The following is an 18136-nucleotide window of genomic DNA, read 5'->3' as shown; positions in this document are numbered from 1 at the left end:
GATGGCCTGACCCTCGGCGCGCCGCTGGAAGGGTTCCAGGGGATATTGCGCGGCGTTCCGAGCTTCGTCGGCACGGCGGGCGCTCTGCTCGGCGGGCCGACCTGATGGGCGCCGCCGAAGCGGCGGGCTCCACGCGGGCGCTCATCCTCGCTCCCCATGGCCGCGACGCCGCCATCGCCGAGGCGATCCTGAACGAGGCGCGGTTGCCGGTGATGGTCTGCGGGGACTTGCCGTGCCTGCTGCGCGAACTCTGCGAAGGCGCCGGCGTGGTCCTGGTCGTCGAGGAGGCCATGCAGGCCTCGGGCTATCCCGGCCTGGTGCGCTGGATCGAGGACCAGCCGGCCTGGTCGGACATGCCGATCGTCCTGCTGGCGCTGCGGGGCGGCGGCATCGAGCGCAACCCCGCGGCCCAGCGCCTGGCCGCGGCGCTGGGCAACGTCACCTTCCTCGAGCGGCCGTTCCACCCGACCACCCTGGTGAGCGTGGTGGAGACCGCGCTGCGTGGCCGCCGGCGGCAATATGAGGCGCGCGACCGCATCGAGACCATCCGCGCCGCCGAGGCCCTGCTGGAGCGGCGCGTCGAGGAGCGCACCACCGAACTGGCCAGCGCCAACCACCAGCTCGCCGGCCAGATCGCCGAGCGCGAGCGGGTCGAAGGCGTGCTGCGCCAGACCCAGCGGTTGGAGGCGGTGGGCCAGCTCACCTCCGGCGTCGCCCACGATTTCAACAACCTCCTGATGGTGGTGCTGGGCAACATCCGCCAGATGCAGAAGACCGTCACCGACCCGGCCTCCAGGCGGCGCCTGCAGATGATGGCCCAGGCGGCCGAGCGCGGCGCCCAGCTCACCGCCCAGATGCTGGCCTTCTCCCGCCGTCAGCGGCTGGAGCCCCGCGCCGTCGACCTCAACGACACCGTCGCGGGCATGCGCGACCTGCTGCAGGCCACCATGGGCGGCAGCGTGCGCATCGAGACCGTGCTGCAGCCGCGGCTGTGGCCGGCGATGATCGACCCGACCCAGATCGAACTGGTGATCCTCAACCTGGCCATCAACGCGCGCGACGCCATGGAGGTGGGCGGCACGCTCACCGTGGAGACTGGCAATGTCGCCCTGGGCCCGCCCGCCCGGCCCGAGGAGCCGACCGCAGGCGACTATGTGATGGTGGCGGTCACCGACACGGGCTCGGGCATGACGCCGGACGTCCTGGCCAAGGTCTTCGAGCCGTTCTTCACCACCAAGGAGGTCGGCAAGGGCTCGGGCCTCGGCCTCAGCCAGGTGTTCGGCGTGGCCAAGCAGTCCGGCGGCGGTGTGCGGATCGACTCCACGCCCGGCGCCGGCGCCTCGGTGCGGGTGTTCCTGCCCCGCGCTGCGGCCGCGGCCCTTCCGGAGGGCCTCGCGCCGGTCGCCGAGGCGGTGGGGCCGCCGGCCCGCGACTTCAACGTCCTGCTGGTCGACGACGACAGCGCCGTGCGCGAGGTCACCGCCGGCATCCTGCAGGACCTGGGCTATCGCGTCGTCGAGGCCGGCAGCGGCGGCGCGGCGCTCGACCTCCTCGACCGCCAGTCGAAGATCGACCTGCTGCTGGTGGACTTCGCCATGCCCGGCATGAACGGCGCCGAGGTCGCCCGCGAAGTGCATGCGCGCAGGCCCGGCCTGCCGGTGCTGTTCGTCACCGGCTACGCCGACACCGAGGCCCTGGCCACCGCCGGCGGCGGCGACGGCATTCTGCGCAAGCCGTTCCTGGAAGAGGATCTGGCCGCCAGACTGCGCGCGGCCCTGGGGACGAGCTAGCGGGTCTCCCCTCCGCCGACGGGCGAGGAGAAAGCGGGCCTACACGACAGCGCGGCCGATGGCCTCGGAGCTCGCCGGATCCAGCAGTTCGCCCTCAGGCGCCTCGCCGGGCGTCTTGGCCTTGTGGTCGTCGTCCTCGCCCAGGCCCTGGTGGAAGTCCTGCAGGATGTCGAACAGTTCGTCCAGCTCCACCCGCAGGGGCCGGCCCTTCGGGAACCGGTAGCGCCAGAAGCTGGCGATGTGCGACACCATCCCTGTGCGCTCGCCGAGCGTGATGAACATCTCCGGCGACTTCAGCAGGAAGTTGCGGAAGGCCATCGGATTGCCGGCCTGGGTCAGCTCGCCGAAGGCGTCGTCATAGACCTGAAGGCTGGCTCGCACCTTGCGCACCTGACCCAGGATCGCCTGGTTCACGCGGGCGCCCACGTCCTTGACCTGGTTCAGCATCTCGTAATCGCGCGGACCCACAACCTTGATCTCGCTGAGCTCCGCGATCACCTGGCGCAGCTCGGGCCAGAGGCTGTTCAGCACCCATTTGTAGTAGAGGAAGCCCTTCCAACTGAAGATGCCCTCGCGGAAGTTCTCGCCCTCCAGGCCGAGCGTCAGGCGCAGCGGCTCCAGGCGCGCGTCGTCCTGGCCGGAGAGCAGGAGGCTCACCAGCTTGGAGATGTTGGCGTTGGGCGAGCCGCCCTTGCCGCCGCCATAGGCCAGGTCCACCAGCTTGGAGATCTCGCCCGAGACGAAGCGCTGCATCCGCTCCAGGTCGGCGGCGGAGATGGCGAAGTAGCAGTTGGCGATCTTGAAATCGCGCCGCTTCAGATGCTCGCGCAGCAGGAAGGGATCGAGCGAAGGCAGCTCGTCCAGCGCCTCCAGCAGGGCGATGTCGCGGGCCTCGTCCTCCTGGCTGCCGCGCAGTTGGTAGAGCAGGTCCTGCCAGCCGCGCTGGCCCACGAACAGCGACCGGCCGCCCAGGCCCAGGTCCGTCCGCTCGAAGGGGATGATGACCTTGGTGGAGATGCGCTTGGATTGGTCGAAGATGTACTGCTCGTCGGCGCGCAGGCGGTGCTTGATGATCACCGCACCGTTCAGCGAAGTGGCCTTGAAGAACGGCGCGCTTTCGTACTCCGGATCGCCGGCGTTCTGGCTGGCGACGGCGGCCAGGTTGAGGACGCGGCTGGTCGAGGCCGTGCGTTCGAGGCCGCTCAGGCTTCGATACGAGCGGTCTTGTGCGCGCGCGACCAATTTCGACCTCCACACGCGAGACCCGTGGGCCCCGCAGTCTTAACCCTATGGCGGGAACGTCGGCGTCCCCCTCGACGGCTTCACTCGGCGACTATCCGCCGGAAGCTATACAAATCGGTTAAGGGCGTTTGTTCGTCGAACATCGTATGTCGAATTTGCCGGGGTCCGCTCGCCGCTTCCCCTGGGGGCCGTTTGGCGCGAATACTGGCTGGCCATGCGGCCCGCACGGGGCCGGCGCGACTGAGGAGCCTGGCGATGGACGACGGTTCGATCGATGTGAAGCGCGCGGCCCGCGACGCGGCCTACGCCATGCCCCTTGCCGACATCAATCCGGCCGATCCGGAGATCTTCCGCACCGACACCTGGGCCCCCTATTTCGAACGGCTGCGGGCCGAGGACCCGGTCCACTGGGCCGAGAGCGGGGACGAGGAGATCGGCGGCTATTGGTCGGTCACCAAGTTCAACGACATCATGGCCGTGGACACCAACCATGAGGTCTTCTCGTCCGAGCCGACCATCGTCCTGCCCGATCCGGCGGAAGACTTCACCCTGCCGATGTTCATCGCCATGGACCCGCCCAAGCACGACGTGCAGCGCAAGACCGTCAGCCCCATCGTCGCGGGCCCCAACCTCGCGAAGATGGAGGCGATCATCCGCGAGCGCGCCGGAACGATTCTCGACGACTGCCCGATCGGCGAGGAGTTCGACTGGGTCGACAAGGTCTCCATCGAGCTGACCACCATGACGCTCGCCACCCTGTTCGATTTCCCCTGGGAGGACCGGCGGAAGCTCACCCTGTGGTCCGACGCGGCCACGGCCATGGAGGATTCGCCGATCTTCGAAGGCGGCGGCGAGGACCGCCGGCGCGCGATGCTGTTCGAGTGCGTCGACTACTTCATGCGCCTGTGGAACGAGCGGGTGAACGCCCCGCCGGCCCCGGACCTCATCTCCATGCTCTGCCATGGCGAGGCCACCCGCGACATGGACCGCATGGAGTACCTGGGGAACCTGATCCTGCTGATCGTCGGCGGCAACGACACCACCCGCAACACCATCTCCGGCTCGGTGCTGGCGCTGCATCAGAACCCCGACCAGGACCGGCTACTGCGGAACAACCCCGACCTCATCCCCGCCATGGTCTCGGAGACCATCCGCTGGCAGACCCCGCTGGCCTATATGCGCCGGCGCGCCACGCGCGACTTCGAGCTCGGCGGCAAGACCATCCGCGAGGGCGACAAGATCGCCATGTGGTACGTCTCCGGCAACCGCGACGAAGAGGTCATCGAGCGGCCCAACGACTACTGGATCGAGCGCCCCCGGGTGCGCCAGCACCTCTCCTTCGGCTTCGGCATCCACCGTTGCGTCGGCAACCGCCTGGCCGAGCTGCAGCTCAAGATCATCTGGGAAGAGATCCTCAAGCGCTTCCCCAAGATCGAGGTGGTGGGGCCGCCGCGGCGGGTGAATTCCTCCTTCGTCAAGGGCTACGAGACCCTGCCGGTGGTGATCCCGTCGCGGGCCTGACCCCGGACAGCAAAAAACCCCGGCCTCTCGGCCGGGGTTTCCTGGAACTGCCGCGCGAGGCGGACGGTCGCGGTTCGCCTCAGGCGGCCACGGCCTGGCGGCGGCGCTGGCTGCGCAGCACCGAGCCCATGCCGCCGAAGCCCAGGAGCATCAGCGCCCAGGCCGCCGGTTCCGGCACGCTGCCGGTGGCGACGGTGATGTTGTCGACGCCGAAGTCGTTGCCGCTGGCGGCGCCCTGCATGTCGATCAGGCCGACGCTGACGGTGCCGTCCTCGGTGACCGTGAAGTTGCCGTTCTCCAGGACGAAGACGCCCGGGGTGGTCGGGGTGTTCACTTCCACGCCCACGATCTGGTTCTTCACGCCGTGCGTGTCGGTGAACCAGAACTGCAGCACCGAGCTGACGCCGGTGTAGGTGTTGCAGCAGAGGTTCATCAGGTCGAACGAGTACTGGTAGTTGCCGGCGGTGACGGCGAACGCATTGCTCGTCCAGGTGCTGGCCGGGCTGGCGTCCGGGGCCAGGGTCTTGCCGTTCAGCATCAGCATGTTGTTGGTGCTCTCGGGCAGGTTGACCCACTGGTCGTGGACCGCGTTCGGGTTGGTCCCGATCGTCCAGGTGCCCTCGTCGTACATGCTGTTCGTGCCGGTGTTCGTGGCGCCGGACCGGAAGCCGTACTCCGTCGTGAAGCTGTTGGCCGTCCCGGTGCCCGGGTCGATCACGCTCGACGTGCCCGACGCGTGGGCGTCATAGGCGATGCCGGACGTGTCGTAACCGTCGAAACCCTCGAAATAGACGACGCCCGCGTTGGCGACGCCCGCAGTCATGAGGCCGGCCACAACGGCGGCCGCCGCGAAAATCTTCATTTGAAATCCCCCACAGAACCCACTTGTCGCGGGCGGTCTGCCCACGTGGTCAACAATTCCTTTAAAGGCCCAGCTTGGCGCGGCAAAGCAGATTCCCCTGAATCGCGTGCGCTGCACAACCGGCAGGGGAAATTTCACCTCACAGGGGAAAAATTAGCGAATTGGGGGCGTTGTTCCGGTCGGCAAAGGTGCGACGCGAGGTCGTGGACGCCGCCGCGTGTGCGGCGCCGCGAACGCAAAAGCCCCGGCCTTTCAGCCGGGGCTCTCGGGAAGCCTGAGTTTGTTCGGGAACGATCTAGGCGGCGAGCGCCCGGCGTTGGCGGCGATTGCGAAGCGCCGCGCCGGCTCCGCCGAAGCCCAGGATCATCAGCGCCCAGCCCGCCGGTTCCGGGACGACGTCGCCGGCCACGATATAGGCCCGGTCGACGACGAAGTCGGCCGCAGGCGCGGCCCCCGAGTGGTAGGTGAACGAGGTGGTGTAGTTCCCGGCGGTCAGGATGTTGGCGACGCCCGAATAGGCCGTCCAGACCCCCGGCGTCGAGCCGTGGGCGCTGAAGTTGGCGAGGTCGACGCCGGCGACGGTTCCGGTGAAGGTGGCGTCGCCGGAGTTCGCGTGCCCGTTGAACGGGACGTAGGCGTCAAACCCGATCGTATAGAGGCCCGGGTTCAGGAAGACCGTCTGCGACAGCGTCTCCGTGGAGGCGTCGGCGACGAAATAGAGCCCGAAATTGCCGGTCGGATCGGGGCTCGCCGAGAGCGCGTTGTCCGGCGGGATCGGCTCCCCGAAGGCGCCGCCCGGATAGCCGCTGGGCGAATTGTAGGGAATGACGACCGCCGGATGGCCGCTCGGGCCCACGTCGGCGCCGGAGCCCGTATAGGTCCAGCTCAGCGTGCCGCTCTCAAAGCTGCCGTTGGTGATCAGGTTGGTGGAGGCGCTCGCCGAACCGGCGAGGGCAAGTCCGGCGGCGGCGACGGCGACGACGGCGAAACGCTTCATTGCTAGCCCCATTCCAGTTGCCGGTGGCGGTCATTCGCCGACACCGTGAACGAGACCTTTACAACCGAAAAGCGCGAGGGCAACCGGATTCGACCTGATTCGCGTATCGCAGGTCTTTAATTTTCAAAGTTCGCCTGTCAGGGGAAAAAATCGCCAAATTCAGCGGGTTAGCCGCGAGCTTAAGCGGGCAAGGGCGGCGTCGCGGGGGCCGGCCCCGCTTGTGCGGCCGCGTCGCTCAGCCGACGCCGTCGAGGTATTCGATGTCCGGCCGCCCGGCGAGAACCGCGGCGAACTTCGGCCCCGCGGCCTTGAAATAGTCCGTGCCGCCGTGATGGGTCAGGGCGTCCTGGTCCTTGTAGACCTCCAGCACCTTGTAGGTGTTGGGCTCGGCGCGGCTCTTGGTCAGTTGATAGGCGAGGTTGCCCGGCTCGTTGGCCCGCACCTGCCCGGCCAGTTCGCCGAAGAAGGCCTCGAACTCGCCCGCCTTGCCGTCCTGGATCCTCAAGGTCGCGATCACGCCGATGCTCATGCCGTTCTCTCCAAACGATCGTTTGAAAGACGGTAGGGCGCGCCTCTGCGCCTGTCATCCCGGAAAGTGCGCAGCCCCGGCGGGCTGCTAGGCGCGCTCGTTCCAGCCGTAGGCCACCCAGTGGTGGCCGCCCAGGTGGCGGGCTTCGATGACGCCGTCGGCGCGGGCGCGCGCCGTGCGCCGGGCCCTGAGCGCGAGGCCCGCGAAGCCCAAGAGGGCCGAGGCCATGACCGCGATCACCGCGACGGTGGCGGCGGCCACCACGGCCAGGACCGCGCCCACGACCACCGCGGCGATGGTCGCCAGCAGACCGACCAGCACAGCCAGGCTGCGCAGGGCCGAACCGTGACGGGTGGCGAACTCTTTCACCATGGCGTCCTCACTGACCCAGCTTTCGGGTCTATGACAATTATGTTGTCCCGCGGGTCCCCTGCGTCAACCATGCGCAGCCGAAAAGGGACGCACACACGCACTTATGCCACGCCCTGCAAGGCCAATGCCCGCCGTTCGCGCATCGCGGTGTCGAACGCGGCGTTGATGGCGGCGGCCTTGGCCTCGGCGACCTCGATGAATTCCGTGGGCAGGCCGCGGCCGCGGGCCCGGTCCGGATGCGATTCGGACAGCATCGTTCTCCAGGCCGCGCGAAGCTCGGCGTCGGAGGCGTCGTGGCGCACGCCCAGCACGGCGTAGGGATCGCCCGCCTCCGGCCCCAGGTGCGTCGCCTTCAGCCGGCGGAACACCAGCGGGCTCTGGCCGAACAGCTCGGAGACCCGGCTCAGGTAGGCGAGCTCGTCGGTCGTCACCACGCCGTCGGAGGTGGCGATGAAGAAGAGGCCGTCGACCACGTCCTCGAGGAGCTGCGGGCAGGCGTGGTAGCGCTTCTGCAGCCGCCGCGCGTAGCCCTCGAACCCCCGCGTGGTCTGCCGCGCGAGCTGGTAGAGGCGGCGCACATTGCCCTCGCTGCCGGCGTCGGGATGAAACACCTCGGAGAAGACCTGGTATTCGCTGGCCTGGGCCTGGCCGTCGGCCTTGGCCAGCTTCGCGCCCAGCGCGGTCACCGCGGTCGAGAACGCCGGGTCCTCGCCGGGAAGCCCCGGAGGGCAGACGTCGCACTCGGCCTCGTCGAGGTTACGAGCGGCGAGGCCAGCTATCTTGCGCCAGAAGCTCATTGGGATAAGCAGCCATAGAAGCGTGTGGGCCTGAAAACAATCGAGAGGCAGGTTAAGTTTTGCACAGGTCTTGGCGTTTTTGGATCGACCGCGGCGGGACCTTCACGGATGTAATCGGCCAGGTTGCAGATGGGCCGGACGCTGGCGCGGAGACCTCGCTGAAGCTGCTCAGCGCCTCGGCGGCCTACCCCGACGCCGCCGTGGAGGCGATGCGCCGCATCCTCGGCGCGGCTCCCGGCGCGGCGTTCCCGGCCAGCCGCGTGGAGTCCATCAAGATGGGCACCACGGTGGCCACCAACGCCCTGCTGGAACGCGCCGGCGCCAGGACCCTGTTCGTCACCACCCGGGGCTTCGCCGACAGCGTGCTGATCGGCGACCAGGCGCGACCGGACCTCTTCGCCCTCACCATCCTGCGCCCGCCGCCGCTCTATTCGGGGGTGGTCGAGGCGGATGAGCGGCTGGACGCGGACGGCGGCGTGGTCCGCCCCCTCGACGCCGCGGCGCTCGCCGAAAAGCTCGAGTCCGGCCTCGCCCAAGGCTACGCCTCCGTCGCCATCGCCTTCCTGCACGCCGACCTCAATCCGGCGCACGAGCTGGCCGCCGGCGAAATCGCCAGGGCGCTCGGTTACCCATTCGTCGCGCTGAGCCATGAGGTTTCACCCCTGCCGCGATTTATTCCGCGCGCCGAGACCACCATCGCCGACGCCTACCTGACGCCCATCCTGCAGGATTATGTCCGCCGCGTGGCCGATGAGGTGGCGGGCGCGCCGCTCTACTTCATGACCTCGGCCGGCGGCTTGGTCCGAGCCCAGGCCTTCCGCGGCAAGGACGCCGTGGTCTCCGGCCCGGCCGGCGGCGTGGTGGGCGTGGTCCGGACCGCCGCGCAGGCCGACGCGCCCGCCGTCCTGGGCTTCGACATGGGCGGCACCTCGACCGACGTCTGCCGCTACGCTGGGCGCCTGGAGCGGCGCGACACCGCCAAGGTGGCCGGCGCCAAGATCCGCAGCCCGATGCTCGACGTGGAGACGGTGGCGGCCGGCGGCGGCTCGATCCTGACCTTCGACGGCATGCGCGCGCGCGCCGGCCCCGCCAGCGCCGGCGCCGACCCGGGCCCTGCCGCCTACGGCCGCGGCGGCCCCGCCACCGTCACCGACGCCAACCTGGTGCTGGGCCGCCTGGACCCGCGCTTCTTCCCCTCGGTCTTCGGGCCGCAGGGCGACCAACCCCTCGATCCGGACGCCGCCCGCGCGCGCCTCGCCGACCTGGCCGAGGCCATGGGCGCCGACAGCGTCGAGGCCGCCGCCGAGGGCTTCGTCGCCGTCGCCGTCGAGCAGATGGCCCAGGCGGTGCGCCGCATCTCCACCGAGCGCGGCTTCGACCCGCGCGACCATGCGCTCACCGCGTTCGGCGGCGCCGCCGGCCAGGTCGCCTGCCAGACCGCCGAGGCGCTCGGCGTCGGCGAGATCCTCTGCCCGAAGTACGGCAGCGTGCTCTCCGCCTGGGGCATCGGCCAGGCGGAGGTCACCGCGCTTCGCCAGTCCGGCCTCGAGGCCCCGCTGGACGCCGCGGGCCTGGCCCGCGCCGCGGCCCTCCTCGCCGAGGTCGAGAACGCCGCCCGCGCGGCCATGGCCGAACAGGGGGCCGAAACCGGCGCCGTCCGCCAGACCCTTCGCCTGCGTTACGACGGCGCCGACGCCGAACTGCCGGTCCCGCTCAGCGACCTCGCCACCGCCAAGGCCCGGTTCGAGCAGGCCCACCAGCGCCTGTTCGGCTTCATCGAACCCGGCCGCACCATCCTGATCGCGGCGGTGGAGGCGGAGGCCAGCGCCAACAAGAGTTCCGCTCTTCCCCGCGAAAGCGGGGACCCAGGTGCTTTTGGTATTGCTGGACCAACAAGGCCACTTGCCTCCCCGATTGGTCCGAACAGAAAAAGCCTGGGTCCCCGCGTTCGCGGGGATAAGCGGGTTAAAATGTATACGCTGGGCGCCTGGCATGACGCGCCGGTCGTCCCCGCCGACGCCTTCGCCAGCCTCGACGGCCCGGCCCTCATCGTCCGCGCCGACACCCAGATCGCGCTGGCCCCCGGCTGGCGGGCCACGGCCCATGCCGACGGCCTGATCACCCTCACCCGCACCGGCGCCGCGCGCAGCCACGCCATCGCGCTCGATAGGCCCGATCCGGTCACGCTCGAGCTGTTCAACCGCCGCTTCATGGGCGTGGCGGAAGCCATGGGCGCGGCCCTGGAGCGCACCGCTCATTCGGTGAACATCAAGGAGCGGCTCGACTTCTCCTGCGCCCTGTTCGACGCCGACGGCGGCCTGGTGGCCAACGCCCCGCACATGCCGGTGCACCTGGGCTCCATGGGCGCCTCCGTCCGCGCCGTCCGCGACCGCCACCCGGTGCTGCGCCCCGGCGAGGCCTTCGCGCTCAACAACCCCTACGCCGGCGGCACCCACCTGCCGGACATCACCGTGGTCATGCCGGTGTTCATGGAAGGCGGCGAGCAACCCAGCTTCTACGTCGCCGCGCGCGGCCACCACGCCGACATCGGCGGCGTGCAGCCGGGCTCGATGCCGCCCTTCTCGAAGACCATCGACGAGGAGGGCGTCATGCTCGACGCCCTGCCGATCATGCGCGAGGGCGCCTTCCTGGAGGCCGAGACCCGCGCGGCGCTGCTGTCCGGCCGCTGGCCCGCGCGCAACCCGGACACCAACGTCGCCGACCTCAAGGCCCAGATCGCCGCCTGCCAGGCCGGCGGCGCCGCCGTCGCGGACATGATCCGCACCTATGGGGCCGAGGCCGTCGCCCGCTACATGACCTTCGTGCAGGAGAACGCCGCCGCCGCCGTGCGCCGCGCGGTGGGCAGGCTCTCCGACGGGGCCGCCCGCGTGCCCATGGACGGCGGCGGCGAGATCGTCGTCGCGACCACGGTGGACGCCGCGGCCGGCGAGGCCACGCTCGATTTCCGCGACAGCGCCGACCAGTTGCCCAGCAACTTCAACGGCCCCTCGGCCATCGTCGACGCCGCGGCGCTCTATGTCTTCCGCACCCTGGTGGACGACGACATTCCGCTCAACTCCGGCTGCCTGGAGCCGCTGAACATCCTGACCCGGCCGGGCTCGATGCTGGACCCCAAGCCCCCCGCCGCCGTCGTGGCCGGCAACGTGGAGACCAGCCAGCATGTGGTCGACGCGCTCTATGCCGCGCTCGGCGTCATGGCCAACAGCCTGGGCACCATGAGCAACTTCACCTTCGGCGACGAGACCCGCCAGTACTACGAAACCATCTGCGGCGGCTCCGGGGCCACGGCCCAGGCGCCGGGCGCCAGCGCCGTCCACACCCACATGACCAATTCGCGCCTCACCGACCCGGAGATCCTCGAGCGGCGCTTCCCGGTGCGGGTCGAAAGCTTCGGCGTGCGCCGGGGCTCCGGCGGGGCGGGACGCATGCCCGGCGGCGACGGCTCGGTGCGCCGCATTCGCTTCCTTGCGCCCATGGAGGCGGCCCTGCTCTCCTCGCGCCGCGAGCACGCCCCGCAGGGCCTGGCGGGCGGCGGGCCCGCCAAGCCCGGCGCACAACGTTTGATCGCCGCCTCCGGGACGGTTACAGACCTACCCGGCTGTTTCGCCGTCGACGTCCAGGCCGGCGACATCATCGAGATCGAAACCCCCGGCGGCGGCGGTTTCGGCCTCCCTGACGCCGGCCCGGCCTGAAAATAGCTCGAATCCTCAAGGTATTCCCGCGACCATGCCCGTTCCCATCGCCCTCGCCCTCGTCCTCTTCCTGCAAGGCCAGCCGGCCGCCGAGACGGCCGCGGCGCCCGCCGAGGCTCCGCCGGCCGAGGAGCGCTTCCCCGCCGGCGCGCCGCGCGAGGACTATCAGTTCGTGGCCTGGTGCTACGGCAGCTTGCGCGGCTACCTCGACCTGCACGACCAGGTGATGCCCGAGGTCACCCGCATCGAGAGCACCTACCGCCCGCCGGACCGCAAGCTCTCCGACGACCTGAAGGTCTATGCCGACCTGCAGAAGGAAGGGGCGGCCCAGCTCAAGATCTTCCAGTCCGCCCTGACCGCCGCCGAGAAGGCGAGCCTCAAGCCGATCAACACCCTGGGCGCCGCGGCGGTGAACCAGGGCCGCGACGTCTGGCGCGTCGGCCCCAACGTGACGCCCGCGCGCCTGGCGCAGGAGTGGATGAGCTGGGCGCTCCCGGCCCGCTGCGAGACCACCGCCAAGTCCCTCAAGGCCAAGGCCACCCTGATGGGCGGCGCCTTCAAGGTGAACGACGAGCCCGACGCCCCGCCGCCCGCCGAGGCCGCCCCGGCCCCCGCCGCCGACGCCCCGGCGCCCGCCCGGGACCCGGGCTCGCTGCTCCTCGGCGCGTCGCCGGAAACGCCGCCCGCCCCGACCCCGCCGAGCCGCTAGGGCCGGCGGCCGGTCCACCCCGGCGTGTAACCTCCTGTAACCCCGCCGGAACCGTAAGAAACTTGGCGTCGCGCGCGGGCCGTGGAGCTTGGCGCTTCCTCTCCACGCGCGGCTCGCGATGCGACCTGCGCCCTTTCGAGTTTGCCGATCGGACCGCCGCGCGATGCGCCTGCCAAGCCGCCCGACGTTCCCCAGCCTCTCGTGCGCCGCCGCCGTCCTGGCGTTCGCCTCCCACGCCGCGGCCCAGACCCAGCCCCCCGCAAAGCCGCCCGCGCCCAAGGCGGCCGCCAAGCCCGCGCAACCCGCCAGCGACGTCAGCGAGGTCGTGGTCACCGCCTCGCGCCTGAACCTGATGGGCATCGCCGCCACGGCGTCCCAGGGCTCGATCACCCAGGAGGAATTGCAGCTTCGCCCCGTCTATCGGGTCGGCCAGTTGCTGGAGACCACGCCGGGCCTGGTGGTGACCGTCCACTCCGGCGAGGGCAAGGCCCAGCAATACCTGCTGCGCGGCTTCAACCTCGACCACGGCACCGACATCGCCAACTTCGTCGACGATATGCCGGTCAACCGGCCGACCAACACCCACGGCCAGGGCTACTCCGACGCCAACTTCATGATGCCGGAGGTGACCGACGGCCTCGACTACACCAAGGGCCCCTACTACGCCGCGGTGGGCGACTTCGGCGCCGTGGCCTCGACCCACGTCAAGATCGCCGACGAGATCCCCGACCAGGCCTCGGTCAGCGTCGGCGCGCTCGGCGTCTACAACGCCTTCCTGGGCGGGACCCGCAAGTTCGGCGCCGACGACCGGCTGATGGGCGGGGTCTATCTGGGCCATGTCGACGGGCCGTTCGACCACCCGGACAACTTCCGCAAGATCGATGGGGTGGTCCGCTACAGCCACGGCGAGGCCGACAACGGCTATGACCTCACGGCCATGTACTACAACGGCAAGGGCAACTTCACGACGGACCAGCCGCTGCGCGCCGTCCAGCAGGGCCTGATCGGCCGCTTCGGGACCCTCGACCCCTCGGACGGCAGCCTGTCGGAGCGGCTCAGCCTGTCAGGCCACTTCGCGGCGCGCGGCGACGATTGGCGGTTCACCTCCAACGCCTACTACATCCGCCAGCGCATGACCCTGTTCAACGACTTCACCCACTTCCTCGACGATCCGGTGAACGGCGACCAGGAAGAGCAGAGCGAGGCGCGGACCACCGTGGGCGGGGCCGCCGCGTTCCGCCTCGCGCATGACTTCGGGCGGATCGACAGCGACACCACGATCGGCCTGCAGGCGCGGTACGACGACGCCTACGTCGACCGCCGCCACACCCGCCAGAGGACGGTCCTGGACTATTGCGAAATCGCACAACCCGCCGGTCCCTCAATCCCGACGCCGGCGACCGGCGGGGCCTGCATCGCCGACCGCGTCCGCCTGCTCGACCTGGCCCCCTACATCGAGAACACCACGTCCTGGACCCTGTGGCTGCGCACCATCGTGGGGCTGCGCGAGGAGTACTACCACGCCACCGACCACAGCCTGGTGACCGGCTTCCAGGGCGCCCGCAGCCAGTCACTGTTCCAGCCCAAGGTCAGCGTCGTGTTCGGGCCCTGGGCGAAGACCGAGCTCTACCTCAGCGCCGGCCGCGGCTTCCACTCCGACGACGTGCGCGGGGTGTTCGGCACCGTGCCGCTGGCCGGGGTGCCGGCCGCCGCCGGCCCGACGCCCCTGCTCTCGCCTGCGACCGCCGAGGAGGTCGGCATGCGCAGCAACATCATCCCCAAGGTCGCCCTGCAGGTCGCCGCCTTCCAGGAGGATTTCCGCTCGGAGCTGACCTACAACCCCGACCTCGGCCAGGACGAAGCCAGCGCCCCCAGCCGCCGCCAGGGGATCGAGGTCTCCGCCCAGTACAGGCCCCTGCCCTGGCTGGAGCTGAACACCGACCTGGCCTTCTCCAAGGCCCGCTACACCGGCGACCTGACCGCGTTCGGCCTCGACCAGCCGTTCATCGCCAACGCGCCGGAGTTCATCGGCTCGTTCGGGGTGCTGGTGGACGACCTCGGCCCCTGGTTCGGTGGCCTGCAGTGGCGCGCGCTCGGCAAGTACCCGATCAACGACGGCGAGGCCCAGCCGCGCGACAAGGGCTATTCGGAGTGGAACGCCGACATCGGCTACAAGGTGAGCCCGCGGCTGCGCCTGCAGCTCAGCGTCTTCAACCTCACCAACACCAAGGCCAATTCCTCGGCCTATTTCTACACCTCGCGCCTGCCGGGCGAGCCCGCCGACGGCGTCCCCGGCGTCCAGGTCCACCCCCTCGAGCCGATCTCCGTGGTCTTCAAGGCGACGACGTATTTCTAGCGGCTGTCATCCCGGTTTGGCTGCTTCGCGCCGCCGCTTCGCGGTCGCGACTCGCGAAGACCGGGATGACACTCCGAATGGGCTCAGCGCTTCCCCAGATACTCCGCCAGGCGCTCAAGTCCCTTGGCGTTGGTCTCCGGCCGGTTGGCGAAGCACCAGCGCAGCCACCCCTGGCCTTCCGGCCCGAAGGCCGAGCCGGGCGCCAGGCCCAGGGCGGACTTCTCGATCATGTCCTTGGCCAGGGCCACGGAGTCGGTCACGCCCTCGATGCGGAAGAAGGCGTACATGCCGCCCTCCGGCTCCGGCGCCTCGACGCCGGGCAGGGCGCGCAAGGCCCCGATCACCTGGTCCTTGGCCGTCGCGAGTTCCGCGCGCAGCTCGGCGATGTGCGGCTCGCCCTGGGTCAGGGCGGCGATCGCGCCGCTCTGGATGAAGTCCGGCACGCAGGAGGTGTTGTACTCGATCACCACCCCCATGGAGTTCACCAGGCTCTTGGGCAGCACCATCCAGCCCATCCGCCAGCCGGTCATCCGCCAGGCCTTGGAGAAGGTGTTGGTGGAGACCACCCGCTCGTCGTCGCCGGCCAGCGGCAGGAACGAGGGCGCGGACTTGCCGGGGCCGAAGATCAGCCGCTCGTAGGGGTCGTCGGTGATCAGCCAGATCCCGTATTTGCGGCACCGCTCCAGGATCGCCGCGCGGTCCTCCGCCGGCAGGGTCCAGCCGGTGGGATTGTTCGGCGAGTTGAGGAACAGCGCCTTGGTGTCCGGCGTCAGGGCCGCCATCAGCTTGTCGAGGTCCAGCCGCCAGCGGCCCTGGGCCCGCTCCAGCGCCACCGTCTCCATCCGCGCCGACAGGATGCGCGGGATCTCCACGATGTTGGGCCAGGCCGGCGTCGTCACCACCACGCGGTCGCCCGGCGCGACCACCGCCTGGCTGACCAGCATCAGGGCGTTGACCCCGGCGCTCGTGATCCCCAGCCGCCCGAAGTCGATCGGCTGGCCGTGCAGGTTGGTCAGATAGGCCGACAGCGCCTCGCGCAGGTCCGCGCGGCCCAGGTTGTGGGTGTAGTAGGTCTCGCCGTCCATCAGCGCCTTGGCGGTCGCCTCGCGGATGAAGGCCGGCGTCGGCTGGTCGCTCTCGCCGACCCAGAACTTCAGCACGTCCTTGCGGGCCATACCGAGGTTGGCCACCTCGCGGATCTGCGAGGTGCGGAGCGCGAGGACGTCGGGGCGGGCGGTGGGGGAAAACATGGTCCCGTCCTAGCGGGCCAAGGCGCGCCGAACAATCGCTCGCTGGCGTACCTCAGGTCTCGCCGGGCAGGGTCAGGCGGTAGGGCTGGCGGATTTCCTGGAACGCCGGCAGGGCCTCGCAGGTCGCGGCGTGCGCCTTCAGCGCCGGCCAGCGGTCCCAGTCGAACTCGGCGGCCAGGGGCTCCGACACGAAGCCGATCATGGTCGTCAGCATCACGTCGGCGTGGCTGAGGTCGTCGTCGAACAGGTAGCGGGTCGGCCGCACCTGCCGCTCGGCCTCCAGCAGGTCCAGGGTCTCGGCGATCTGCAGCCGGCAGCGCTCGACCCACAGCGGGAAGGCCGCCTCGCGCAGCACCCGTTCGTAGAGCAGGCTGACGGCCTTGTCGGCGACGCCCGCGGCCATGGCGGCGATGCGCAGCAGGTGGCGGCCGTCCTCGCCGCCGCGCGCCAGCACCGCGCGCTGCGGCCCCACCATCTCGTCCAGCACCGCCAGGATCGCGGCGGAATCCATGAACACCGTGCGGTCGTCCATGACCAGGGTTGGCACGCGGCGCAGCGGGTTGAACTTGGCGATCTTTTCGGCGTCGCCGAACGTCGACCAGGGCTGGTGCTCGAAGGCCAGCCCATAGGTCTTGAGCGCAATCCCCACCCGCCGCACGAACGGCGAGTCATATTGCCCGATCAGCATCATGGCGTGCGTCCCCCGAAGTCCCGACAGGCTCTAGATAGCGGCGACGGGAAATTCCGGAAGGCGCCGCAGCCAAAATCCTCCCCCGTAGCGGCAGCGTGCGGGGGAGGTGGCGGCGAAGCCGACGGAGGGGGCGTTGGGGCCGTGCGCGGAGCTTGAACCAGCGCCCCCCTCCAGATGGTTTCGTGGTCCCCCTCCCCCGCGAACGGGGGAGGTTTTTAAGCGCTGACCCCGCCTACTTCCCGTCCGGGGCGATGATCGGGCGGGCGTCCTTCCACTTGTAGGGCAGGGTGTCGGGGATCACCGAGACCTCGGTGGTGAACTTGAACGGATAGGCCGTCCCGCTCGGATAGGTCAGCTCCACGAAATAGGCGGTCCAGCCGGCCGCCGGCTTCTCCACCTTGCCCACCCAGGTCCCATCGGTGCCCGCCGTCAGCACCGTCGAGGTGAACGACTTGCCGATGGTGTCGACGCGGAAGTCGCGGGCCTTGGGGTTGGTCCCCTGCCACAGGCGGACCTCGGTGGGCTTCACCGCGGACTTCACGACGATCGCCCCGTCCGGCCGCACGGTCCACGAATAGCTCGGGATCGGATGGTGCGTCAGCACCGCGTCGTAGAAGGCGGTGATGCTGTCGTTGATGTCGGTCCCCGCCGTCGAGTGCTTGGAGTTGGGGATCATCCGCAGCCGCTTCAGCTCCGGCAGCAGGTGGTAGGAGAACTTCGTGTTGTCCGGCGGGAAGTACTCGTCGCCCACCGCGTTGATCACGTACTTCGGCATCTTCATCGCCGGCCGGTCGCGGTAGTTCAGCGGATCCTCGATGCGGTTGACCTCGGTCAGGCCCGGCGAGCCGATCATCTTCGGGATCAGGCCGTTCTCCACATAGTCCTTCAGGGCCGGCGAGAAATAGCCCATCGCCTCCCAGTGGTGCTTGGCCGTAGCGTCCACGTCGAGGACGTTGATCACGATCGGGATGATCGCCACCACGCGCCGGTCGATGGCCCCCACCAGCCAGGTGGTCCAGGCCCGCTTGGACCCGCCGGAAACCACGAAGCTGTCGACCTTGAGCTTTCCGCCGGCGTCGCTGGCCAGGTACTGCTGGATGGCCGTCATGGCCTGGGTCCCGCTCTTGACCATCGGCAGGCGCACCAGGTCGAGCGGATTGCGGTCCTTGGCGAACTTCGCCTGCTGGTAGGCGATGATCTCGTCCTCGACGCGCGGCTTGGGATCCTCGGTGAAGCGCAGCGGCTGGTTGGGCACGTCGTCCAGCTCGGAGACCACCGAGTGGGTCTCCACCGCCATCTTGGCCCAG

Annotated in this window: 14 protein-coding genes; 5 read left to right on the top strand and 9 right to left on the bottom strand. The window is 69.8% G+C overall.

From position 1 onward, the window contains the following. Window positions 1-104 precede the first annotated feature (104 nt). Window positions 105-1790, top strand: coding sequence for a response regulator (locus tag VNW53_RS04385; protein ID WP_325553870.1), 1686 nt, complete (start codon window positions 105-107; stop codon window positions 1788-1790). 39 nt (window positions 1791-1829) lie between these two features. On the opposite strand, the gene VNW53_RS04380 is transcribed toward VNW53_RS04385, so the two are convergent. Then, the gene (locus VNW53_RS04380) at window positions 1830-3032 is read right to left on the bottom strand and encodes a hypothetical protein (protein WP_325553869.1); all 1203 of its coding nucleotides are present in this window, start codon (window positions 3030-3032) and stop codon (window positions 1830-1832) included. A 255-nt stretch (window positions 3033-3287) separates the two neighbouring features. Here VNW53_RS04380 and VNW53_RS04375 point away from each other — a divergent pair, with 255 nt between their 5' ends. Next, window positions 3288-4553: a cytochrome P450 gene (locus VNW53_RS04375; protein WP_325553868.1), complete on the top strand. Its 1266-nt coding sequence runs from the start codon at window positions 3288-3290 to the stop codon at window positions 4551-4553. Window positions 4554-4632: 79 nt separating this feature from the next. Here VNW53_RS04375 and VNW53_RS04370 read toward each other — a convergent pair whose 3' ends face one another. From VNW53_RS04370 to VNW53_RS04350, 5 genes are all read right to left on the bottom strand, one after another. Continuing rightward, on the bottom strand, window positions 4633-5415 hold the full coding sequence (locus VNW53_RS04370) for a PEPxxWA-CTERM sorting domain-containing protein (protein ID WP_325553867.1): 783 nt from the start codon (window positions 5413-5415) through the stop codon (window positions 4633-4635). A 295-nt stretch (window positions 5416-5710) separates the two neighbouring features. Next, window positions 5711-6412: a PEPxxWA-CTERM sorting domain-containing protein gene (locus VNW53_RS04365; RefSeq protein ID WP_325553866.1), complete on the bottom strand. Its 702-nt coding sequence runs from the start codon at window positions 6410-6412 to the stop codon at window positions 5711-5713. Window positions 6413-6647: 235 nt separating this feature from the next. Then, on the bottom strand, window positions 6648-6941 hold the full coding sequence (locus VNW53_RS04360; protein ID WP_325553865.1) for a putative quinol monooxygenase: 294 nt from the start codon (window positions 6939-6941) through the stop codon (window positions 6648-6650). An 87-nt stretch (window positions 6942-7028) separates the two neighbouring features. Beyond that, window positions 7029-7313, bottom strand: a complete 285-nt coding sequence (locus VNW53_RS04355; RefSeq protein WP_325553864.1) for a hypothetical protein — start codon at window positions 7311-7313, stop codon at window positions 7029-7031. 101 nt (window positions 7314-7414) lie between these two features. Beyond that, window positions 7415-8110 (bottom strand): DnaJ family molecular chaperone, encoded by a 696-nt coding sequence (locus VNW53_RS04350; RefSeq protein WP_325553863.1) that lies wholly within the window; start codon window positions 8108-8110, stop codon window positions 7415-7417. Between the two features lie 59 nt (window positions 8111-8169). Here VNW53_RS04350 and VNW53_RS04345 point away from each other — a divergent pair, with 59 nt between their 5' ends. From VNW53_RS04345 to VNW53_RS04335, 3 genes are all read left to right on the top strand, one after another. Beyond that, a complete protein-coding gene (locus VNW53_RS04345; protein WP_325553862.1) occupies window positions 8170-11823 on the top strand; it encodes a hydantoinase B/oxoprolinase family protein in 3654 nt (1217 codons plus the stop codon). 34 nt (window positions 11824-11857) lie between these two features. Then, window positions 11858-12532: a hypothetical protein gene (locus tag VNW53_RS04340; protein WP_325553861.1), complete on the top strand. Its 675-nt coding sequence runs from the start codon at window positions 11858-11860 to the stop codon at window positions 12530-12532. A 163-nt stretch (window positions 12533-12695) separates the two neighbouring features. Continuing rightward, window positions 12696-14888 carry a TonB-dependent receptor gene (locus VNW53_RS04335; protein WP_325553860.1) on the top strand — a complete coding sequence of 731 codons (2193 nt, stop codon included), beginning with the start codon at window positions 12696-12698 and terminating at the stop codon, window positions 14886-14888. Window positions 14889-14971: 83 nt separating this feature from the next. On the opposite strand, the gene VNW53_RS04330 is transcribed toward VNW53_RS04335, so the two are convergent. The 3 genes from VNW53_RS04330 to VNW53_RS04320 all read right to left on the bottom strand — a co-directional run. Next, window positions 14972-16138, bottom strand: coding sequence for a pyridoxal phosphate-dependent aminotransferase (locus VNW53_RS04330; RefSeq protein ID WP_325553859.1), 1167 nt, complete (start codon window positions 16136-16138; stop codon window positions 14972-14974). A 52-nt stretch (window positions 16139-16190) separates the two neighbouring features. Continuing rightward, the gene (locus VNW53_RS04325; RefSeq protein ID WP_325553858.1) at window positions 16191-16829 is read right to left on the bottom strand and encodes a glutathione S-transferase family protein; all 639 of its coding nucleotides are present in this window, start codon (window positions 16827-16829) and stop codon (window positions 16191-16193) included. A gap of 232 nt (window positions 16830-17061) precedes the next feature. After that, window positions 17062-18136, bottom strand: a 1075-nt coding sequence (locus VNW53_RS04320) for a PhoPQ-activated protein PqaA family protein (protein WP_325553857.1), incomplete at its 5' end; no start/stop codon positions are given.

The organism is Phenylobacterium sp., assembly GCF_035569475.1.
Classification (GTDB): domain Bacteria; phylum Pseudomonadota; class Alphaproteobacteria; order Caulobacterales; family Caulobacteraceae; genus Phenylobacterium.
The sequence above is the reverse complement of the archived record's forward strand: the minus strand, read 5'-3'. Positions and strand labels throughout refer to the sequence as shown.